6 protein-coding genes are annotated in these 8,674 nt (G+C 68.7%); 4 read left to right on the forward strand and 2 right to left on the reverse strand.

Features of this window, described 5'->3' with window-relative positions:
* Positions 1 to 40 precede the first annotated feature (40 nt).
* Positions 41 to 778: a hypothetical protein gene (locus tag Adu01nite_RS39375; protein WP_203734429.1), complete on the forward strand. Its 738-nt coding sequence runs from the start codon at positions 41 to 43 to the stop codon at positions 776 to 778.
* Positions 779 to 914: 136 nt separating this feature from the next.
* Here the strand turns inward: Adu01nite_RS39375 and Adu01nite_RS39380 are convergent, their stop codons facing one another.
* Positions 915 to 2,720: an IPT/TIG domain-containing protein gene (locus tag Adu01nite_RS39380; protein ID WP_203734430.1), complete on the reverse strand. Its 1,806-nt coding sequence runs from the start codon at positions 2,718 to 2,720 to the stop codon at positions 915 to 917.
* 221 nt (positions 2,721 to 2,941) lie between these two features.
* On the reverse strand, positions 2,942 to 5,524 hold the full coding sequence (locus Adu01nite_RS39385; protein WP_203734431.1) for a beta strand repeat-containing protein: 2,583 nt from the start codon (positions 5,522 to 5,524) through the stop codon (positions 2,942 to 2,944).
* A gap of 381 nt (positions 5,525 to 5,905) precedes the next feature.
* Here Adu01nite_RS39385 and Adu01nite_RS39390 point away from each other — a divergent pair, with 381 nt between their 5' ends.
* The 3 genes from Adu01nite_RS39390 to Adu01nite_RS39400 all read left to right on the forward strand — a co-directional run bounded on the left by Adu01nite_RS39390 (position 5,906) and on the right by Adu01nite_RS39400 (position 8,377).
* Complete coding sequence (locus Adu01nite_RS39390; RefSeq protein ID WP_203734432.1) at positions 5,906 to 6,196, forward strand: DUF1540 domain-containing protein; 291 nt, start codon at positions 5,906 to 5,908, stop codon at positions 6,194 to 6,196.
* 327 nt (positions 6,197 to 6,523) lie between these two features.
* Positions 6,524 to 6,952, forward strand: a complete 429-nt coding sequence (locus Adu01nite_RS39395; protein ID WP_239133049.1) for a hypothetical protein — start codon at positions 6,524 to 6,526, stop codon at positions 6,950 to 6,952.
* A 3-nt stretch (positions 6,953 to 6,955) separates the two neighbouring features.
* Complete coding sequence (locus Adu01nite_RS39400) at positions 6,956 to 8,377, forward strand: multicopper oxidase family protein (protein ID WP_203734433.1); 1,422 nt, start codon at positions 6,956 to 6,958, stop codon at positions 8,375 to 8,377.
* Positions 8,378 to 8,674 lie beyond the last annotated feature (297 nt).

The raw sequence follows: 8,674 nt of genomic DNA on the forward strand, positions 1-8,674 counted from the left end.
GCCTGCGCGGGCCCGAAGACGAGATCCAAGGGGATCAGAAATGACCATCCAAGACGACGATCGGCCCGGCGACGACGGCGTCCTCGAAGCGGTGCCGGATCGCGGTAGCCGCCGCCGTAAGCAGGTGGCGGCGGCGGTGGCCGGTCTCGCACTGCTCGGGGCCGGCTCCTACGCGATCACCGCCCAGGTCATGGACCGGAACAAGACGACGACCGCCCAGAAGGCCGGCGTGGTCGAACCGGCGCCGGAGGTCGGCTCCGCGGACAGCGTGACCACGGCCTCCCCGTCGAGCTCGACCAAGGCGAAAGCGAAAACGAAGGCCGACAGCGTGCTCGCGCCCGCAGTGAGCGAGAGCGGCACGGTCGACGAGCGGATCAAGGCGGCCCGGGAGTACGCGGCCAAGCACGGCAGCCCGGTGCAGCACGCGCTCACGGCGGCGCCGAACGCCGCCGCCCCGGTCGGTCAGGTGACGGTCACCAATCACGGCACCTTCAAAGAGGGCGGCACGACACGGGTCATCTCGGCCCGGTACGACCTGACCGGCCAGCGCGAGATGCTGTGGGTGGCCGACGACGGCAAGAAGGTCGGCGACGCGGAATGCACCCAGAAGTTCCGCTTCAGCAACGAGTCCAAGGGAGCAGAGCGGCCCACGATGGTGATGTGCTGGCGCACGTCGGCCAAGAAGAGCGTCATCGTCGTCTCGGTCGACGCGAAGGGCAAGCCTGATGCGTCCAAGAGCGTGGCCACGCTGAACAAGCGATGGGCCGAGATGGGCTGATCAGCTCGGGGTTGTCGAGAAGGCCGTGGCTTCCGCCACGGCCTTCTCCGTATTCCCCGCATGGGTAGCTCACGAAGAAGCGGCCCGGAGCCGAAGCTCCGGGCCGCCGTTGTCTTCCCGCCGTACGACTCAGGAGCTAGTAGGTCGCAACGGTGAAGGTGGAACTGCTCGAGACGTTGGAGTGCGTCGCGGACGTCAGGCCGGTGCCGGCGTTGACCACGACGACCTGGTAGGCACCTTCGGGAGCAGGCGTCGCGGGCACGGCGAGACCGGCCGCGGAGATGTCGACGGTCAGATCAAGAGTGCAGATCAGTTCGTTGTCTCCGATCTTGATGACGCCGGCGCACTCGCCGAGGACTCCGCCGTCGGCGTAGGCCTCGTCCGGCACGTAGCTGTTCGGAGCGAACCAGCTGTTGTCCACCAGCAGGACGTGAGCCTTCGTGTCGTCCGGGCTACCGCCGGACGGGAAATCCTCGAAGGTCAGGCTGGCGAAACCCGCACCCTGGACGTCGAGCGTCACCGTCGCCGACGGCGCGGCCGTGGTCGGCGAGACCGAGATGCCGTAGGAGTACGTGAACGGGGTGCCGCTGGAGTAGGCCGTACCCGCCGCGGTGGTCACCTCGACCGTCTGCTGACCGGCCGCGTGCGCGCCGGTCTTACCGGTGAGCGTGGTGGCGGAGGTGCTGGTGACGTCGGTCAGCGAGACGCCGCCGATCTTCGCCGACAGGATGTCGGTGTTGCCCAGCGGGTAGGGGAAGCCCGTACCCGTGATGGTGACGGTGGTGCCGCCCTGCGCGGAGCCGGCGGTCGGGCTGATGGTGTTCGACACCGACAGCGCCGGGGCCACGGTGTAGGTGGCCGGGGCGAGGATCAGGGCGCCCGACGTGGCGTTGGCGTAGGTGCAGACGTTCCACGCGGTAGTGGACTGTCCGACACCGGTCTCGATCTTGGTGGCCGGCAGGGTTACGGCGATCTTGCCACCGTTGATCCGGATGACGGTACCCGCGAACGGGCCGACGTACTGCGTCACGGCCGTCGAGTAGGTGGCCGGGCACGCGTCTGTCGTCAGCGTCACGCCGGGCAGCGGGCTCGGGCTGGCCGGGAAGGTGCTCGTGCTGGGTGCGGAGACGGTGATCGTGCTCGCCACGCCGGAGCTGCCGGCCTTCGGGCTCACCGTGGCGGCGGGCAGTGCGGAGTAGGTAGCGCTGCCGGAGCCGACCAGCGCCGAGTTCGATGCGCTTCCGCCGTAGAGGCAGACGTTGTAAGCGGTGCTCGCCGTCAGCGTGCTCGGCACCGTGATGGTGGCCACGCTGGTGCTGGTCTTGACGGCCGTGGCGGCGACGTTGCCGGTGGTCGTCGTGTAGGTCGCCGGGCAGGCGCCGGTGCTGAAGGTCGCAGCCGGGGTGCCGGTCACCGCGCTGAGGTAGGTACCGGCGCCGGTGGCGGTGATGGTGTTGCCGCCGACGGCCGGGCCGGAGGTGGCGCTCAGCACGGGACGCGTGTTGGCAACGCTCGCCGTGATGGTGTCCGAGGTGGCCACGAGCGGGCTGCCCGTCACGACGGTGCTGCCGGAGGCGACACCGTAGGTGCAGACCTTGAAGGTGCCGGCGGCGAGCGCCGGGAGGACGACGCTGGCGTTGTCGTCGTCGGTCCGGGTGGTCACCGCGGTGGTGCCGGTGGTGCCGTAGGTCCCGGCGCAGGTGGCGGTGCTGGCGACGGTGCGGGACGCGAGCACGGTGGCGGTGAGGGCCGGGAAGGCGCCGGTGCCGAACAGGGCCACCGTGTTGCCGCCGCCGATGGGGGCGGTGTTCGGGGTAGCCGTCACGGCCGTGTTGGCGGCGAATGCCGGCGCCGACAGGCCGGCAAGAACCGCGGCGGTGGTCGCAGCCACCGCAACACCGGCTCGGAGCGGCCGGAAGCCGCTGGGTTGGGACGTGCGCATGCGAGGTCCTCCTACGGGTTCTTACGAACCTCGATTTGGGATGGGTGAGCCCGCGCGTCCGAACGGCGGGCCGTCTCGCTCCGGAGCGTAACGCGGTATTTGATAGTAAATGCCGGTACTTATTAATTTGCCCGCTTCGATGGCATTCGATGGCCGGGACGCGAGGTGGCCCGGAGCTTTCGCCCCGGGCCACCGTGCTGCTCACTTCAGTTGGTGCTGATCTAGAACGGCGCGACCGTGAAGACCGAAGAGCTGGACAGAACGCTCTGCGCGTAGGTGGCGTCGCTGCTGTTCGCGTCCACGGCGCCGTTGCTGACGTAGGTCAGGTTGTACGCGCCGTCGGGCACGGGCGATCCCCAGACCGAGGCCGTCAGAGTGCCCGTGCCGCTGGCCGTTCCGCCGGTAACCGTGGCGGCACCGCCACCGGCCGCGACGGTCGCGATCGTCACGCCGGTGAGGTTGGCGTTGGTGATCGGCCGGCCGATGTCAGCCTGGGTGAACGACCCGGGCGGCGCGGTGATGTTGGCGCTGGCGTTGGTGGTCGCCACGAGCGGCACCGAACGCAGCGGCGCCCCGATGACGACGTTGGCGACCGTGCCGAGAGCGGCACGCGAGATACTAGCGGTCGACGCGGCGCCCGTGGTCACGTCCGTGATGACCGTTCCCTCGGCGATGTTGTCGCCGCTGACCTGGCGGCCGACGTCGGCGAAGGTGAAGACGGAGCCCGACGCCGAGGTGAGGACGCGGTCGCCGACGGCAGCGGTGGCGTTGCCACCGCTACGCGACGCTGCGTGCGCCACTGCCGTGCCGGCCGGGTCCAGCCGCTGGGTCAGGTCGAGCGTGCAGACCAGGTTGTTGTCGTCGATGACCAGGACAGTCGCGCACTCCTGGATCGGGCCGTTGACCTTGTTGCCCGAAGCCACGACGGAGCGCGCGTTGTACTCGCCGCGGACCAGGTAGATGTGCGCGTCGCCCGTGTTCGTCCCGAAGTTCGCGGCCGCGAAGTTCGAACCCTGCACGGCCACGTCGCCCTTGCGGGTGTTCGGCGCCGAGTTCGGGTTCACCCGGACGGTGTTGAGGAACGAGAACGCGTTGGGCAGGGTCTTCGTTCCGGCGTTGGTGGAGACCACCAGCGGAAGACCGGTGCCCGGCGCGTGCATCGGGGTGATCGCCGTGAAGGTGGTGGAGCTGACCGGCATGACCGCCAGCGGCGAACCGCCGATGGTGGCCGTGATCGAGCCGGGCGTGGTCGGGAAGCCGGTACCGGTCACGACGATCTCGTCACCGCCAAGCGCGGAACCCGCCACCGGGCCCACCGCGATCAGCGTATGCACCGTCGTCGAGCTGTAGGTGGTGGCGCCGACCAGGGTGCTGGCCGAGGTGTCGGAGCCGTTGTACATGCACACCTGGTAAGGAGTCGGCGTGCCGAGGCGCAGCGGCAGTGCCGGCACCACGACGGCGAGCTGCTTGTTGCCCAGCACGCGGATGTTCGCGCCGCTTGCCTGCACGACCTCAGGGACGCCGGTGCCGGCGTTGTAGGTCGAGGTGGCGGGGTAGAGCGTCGGGCAGGTCGTCGCGGTGGTGAAGGCGACACCCGGGGCCGCGACGCCGAGCAGGAAGTTGCCGGTCGACGAGGCGGTGATGGCGCCCGGGGAACTGCCGTTGCTCGAGCCGATCACGCTGCTGAGGTTGATCGGCGGCAGCATGACGGCGTACGGCGTGGCGCTGGCGCCGGTCAGCGTGTCGGTCGAGCCGGTGCCGGCATAGAAGCAGATGTTGTAGTTCGTGATCTGGCCGGTTGCCAGGACGCCGGCGCCGATGGTACCGCTGACCACGCTGCTCGAGGTCTTGGTGACGTTGGTCGCGGCCCGGTTGCCCGGAGAGCCGTAGGTCGTCGGGCACGGCGTCGCCGAGAACACGATGCCGGGGGTCGCCGAGAACGGCGTGCTGCCGGCGGGCGCATTAAACGTGAGCATGCTACCGCCGCCGGGGCCGCCGCTCATCGAGCTGGACGCGATCGCCGGGGTGAGAACGAACGCCTGCGGCGCGTCGGTCAGCGCGGTGCTCGTGGCAAGCGTGCCGGCGTAGAAGCACGTCTGGTACGTCCGGGCCAGACCGCTGCTGAGCGTCAGGGTGGTCGGCACCGTGAAGTTCACCGTGCTGTCGTCCACCTTGGTGATGTTGGTGGCAGCGCCGGTCGTCTGACCGGTGACGGTGGTGGCGTAGTTGGTGGGGCAGGTCGAGTTGGTGGTCAGGATGATGCCCGGCGTCGCGGTCGCGAACGGCGTGCCCGGCTGCTTGAGGGTGACGACCGTGCCGGCCGGACCGCCGGCGGCCGACAGCGTCGGGTTCACCGTGAACGCCGGCGTGCCCGCGTCGATCACCGTAGCGCCGCCGCTGGTGGTTCCGGCATACACGCATGCGTAAATCGTCTTAGTTACGCCGGAGGAAAGGCCGAGCAGAGCACTCGTCGGGACCGTGAAGGTCGCCGTGGCGTCGCCGGTCTCGGTGACGCTTCCGGCGGCGAAGATCGTTGTCCCGTTGGCGGTTGCCGGGTTGGTGGCGCAGCTGCCGTTTGTCGACTGGAGCGTGATGTAGGGGTTCGCGGTGGTCGCGAACGGCGTACCCGAAGCGGCCGTGACGGTGACGGTCGTTCCCGGGACCCCGCTGGTGGGGCTGAGTGTGGGCGGCGCTGCATAAGCCGCGATCGGGGTGACGAGGATGGCGGCCACGCCGACTGCCCCACCGAGAAGCCCGGCGCCGGTCAACCGGGCTCGTGAGGTGGTGGATCTGGACATGCGCATACGAGGTCCTCCTACGGTCCTGCGGGACCGCGTCATTGGATTGGTGGGCCCGGCGTGCGGTGAACCGTCGCGGGCCGTCTCGCCGGAAGCGTAACTATTCGTGGTTGCTTGATAGCAAAGAGTCACGGATATCGCTAAATGTCGCGTGATTTTTGGGTGGTCGCGGCGAGGGCCGCGAGGGGCCGCGGAGGTTTCCCGGACCGATAGATGCATGCTGCAGCAACTGGTGATCTTGGGTGGGCCAGCGCGGGAATGGAAAGGGGTGCCTTACCTAAGAATGGGAAAAGTCTGTTGTTGTTTGGCTCGGGGTGGTTAGGGGAATGGTGATCATTGGCTTATGCTCGCGGTGAGACCGTGAATAAGACTTGAGATGAGGCCGCTATGACGCAGATGCTGGAAATGCCGCGGGTGCAGGGCTGTTCGGTTACCGCGTGCGGTTACAACCACGATGGGTGTACCGCGTTCGCGATCACCATCGGCAGCCGTAACTCGGAGTGCAACACGTTCGTCGACAGCGCCGACAAGGGTGGCATGGGGAAGGCGTTGGCGCAGGTCGGGGCGTGTCAGCGAACCGCGTGCGTGCACAACACCGACCTTGAGTGCCACGCGCCGGCGATCGTTGTGGGTGAGTCGGGGGACACCGCCGACTGCCTGACCTTCGAGGCAAAGTAAGCCTTTCCTGATTTTCGCGCTCGCCGTCTCTTTCGTGGAGACGGCGAGCGCGTTTCTTTGGTGTTTCCCGGACCCGTTAATTAGGTAAGGCTTCCTATTCGGTGATGAGTTTTTGTCGAGCAGGGCGGGGCTGCCTCGGCTGCGGGTGGGGGAGTTGGCACGCGTACCCCTTGAAGGTTTGCCGGGTTTCTGCTCTGGGTCTGGGGCTGTCGGCAGGCACCCGCAGGAGGTCGACACTGAGCGTTTCCTGAGGGGCCTTGCGCGTCTTGTCGTACCCGAGGGGCAAGATGTAGCCACTGAGAATCAGGCGACCTGAGGGGGAGCGTCGTGCGCGCTGTGTATCGGATCCTCGCCATGTTGATCGCGGTGGGTGTGGTGGTGCAGACCTGTGCCATCGCCTACGCGCTGTTCGACATCCTGCACAAGACCGACGACGGTCAGGTCTTCACCAAGGACAGCGACAACGCCGGCATCGCCCTGCACGCGGTGGTGGGCGAGATGGTCGTGCCGCTGCTCTGCCTGCTCCTGCTGATCGTGTCGTTCTTCGCCGGCATCCCGGGCGGGGTGAAGTGGGCGGCGATCACGTTCGGCGTGCTGGTGCTGCAGATCGTGCTGGCCTATGCGAGCTTCCCGGTGCCGGTTCTCGGGGTGCTGCACGCGATCAACGCGTTCGCCCTGGCCGCGGTCGCCTCACTTGCCATGCGCCAGGCGCGCCTGGCCGGCTCTCCTCCGGCGAGTACGCCCGTCGCGGCCTGAGCCGTGCGTCGGTCACTCAAGGTCGGCATCGCCGTGGCCGCGGCGGTGGCGATCCTCGGACCGCTGGGCTTCTTCTGGCAGCAGAGCCTCATTCCGGGTACGTACGACATGGCCACCATGGGCTACGCCGACTTCGGTGGCGGGGCGGCCGTGGGCCATGCGCACGGCACCGGTGGGCTCAGCGTCGACACCCTGACCGGGCCGACCTCGGGGAAGGCCGACGTCGCCGTCACGTTGACCGCGCGCAAGGAGACCAACGGGCGGTACACGCTGAACGGCACCTCGCCCGGGCCGGAGATCCGCGCCGTGAAGGGCCAGCTCGTCGAGGTCACGCTGGTCAACGACAACGTCGGTGAGGGGGTGACCCTGCACTGGCACGGCGTCGACGTGCCGAATGGGGAGGACGGGGTCGCCGGGGTCACCCAGGACGCGGTGCGGCCGGGGAAGAGCTTCGTCTACCGGTTCACGGTGCAGGATGCGGGCACCTACTGGTACCACTCCCATCAGGTCGGGCATGAGCAAGTGCGGCAGGGGCTGTTCGGCGCGCTGATCGTGAGCGAACCGGTGTTCGCCGAGGGGTTCGACCAGGTCGTCCAGGTGCACACGTTCGACGGGCGGCGGACGATCAACGGGGTGGCCGGGGTTTCGGCGCTGACCGCCCGGCCTTCTCAGGTCGTGCGGGCGCGCGTGATCAATACCGATGCCGGGCCGTTGCGGGCGTGGGTTTCCGGCGCGGCCTATCGGGTTGTCGCGATCGACGGCCGTTCGCTCAGCGGGCCGACCGACATTACTGGCAAATCGGTAATTGTCACGGCGGGTGGCCGGATCGATCTGACATTCGAGATGCCGGCTGATGGGGTGGCCCGGGTCGACGTCGGCGCGGGGGCCGCGCTGGTCGCCGGTGGGGCGGCCGCGGGGGCCGACCCGGGTGGCGTCGTCGACTTCCTCACCTACGGCAGTTCAGCCGAGCTGGGCTTCGACCCGGCCAAGGCGACCCGCAACTTCGACTATCGGATCGGGCGGCGGGCCGGCTTCCTGAACGGCAAGCCGGGCTACTGGTGGTCGATCAACGGGCACCTCTTCCCGGACGTACCGATGTTCATGGTCGCGACCGGCGACATCGTGCGGATGACGATCAGCAACACCAGCGGCGAGGTGCACCCGATGCACCTGCACGGGCACCATGCGGTCGTGCTGAGCCGCAACGGGGTGGCCGCCACCGGCAGCCCGTGGTGGTTCGACTCGCTCGACGTGGGAGACGGCGAGACGTACGAGATCGCCTTCGTCGCCGACAACCCCGGCATCTGGGTCGACCACTGCCACAACCTGCAGCACGCCGTCGACGGACTGCTGGCCCACCTCGCCTATACCAACGTGACCACGCCGTTCCGGGTGGGCGGCAAGGCCGGCAACAACCCGGAGTAGTGCTCGGCGGTTTCCGCCCCGCCCATTCCGTGTGCGTCCGCTGGTTCGGCGTGCCTCCGCTCGTTCCGCGCCGCGATCTTGTTGAGTTTGGGGCCGCGGCGGGCGGCAATTCGACAAGATCGGGCACGGTGTGTGGGCGGCGGATGCTCCGCTCGGCGATCTTGTTGAGTTTCGGGCCGCAGCTGGCGAGAAGTCGACAAGATCGCAAGCCGGGCCGGGCCGCGCCGCGCCGCGCCGGGCCGGGCCGGGCCGCGCCGCGCCGCGCCGGGCCGGGCCGCGCCGCGCCGCGCCGCGCCG

The organism is Paractinoplanes durhamensis, from assembly GCF_016862175.1.
Taxonomy (GTDB): Bacteria; Actinomycetota; Actinomycetes; order Mycobacteriales; family Micromonosporaceae; genus Actinoplanes; species Actinoplanes durhamensis.

Coding starts and splice junctions, on each gene's coding strand:
- Adu01nite_RS39390 (WP_203734432.1), top strand. CDS start 5,906: ATGACGCAGATGCTGGAAATGCCGCGGGTGCAGGGCTGTTCGGTTACC.
- Adu01nite_RS39375 (WP_203734429.1), top strand. CDS start 41: ATGACCATCCAAGACGACGATCGGCCCGGCGACGACGGCGTCCTCGAA.
- Adu01nite_RS39385 (WP_203734431.1), bottom strand. CDS start 5,524: ATGCGCATGTCCAGATCCACCACCTCACGAGCCCGGTTGACCGGCGCC.
- Adu01nite_RS39380 (WP_203734430.1), bottom strand. CDS start 2,720: ATGCGCACGTCCCAACCCAGCGGCTTCCGGCCGCTCCGAGCCGGTGTT.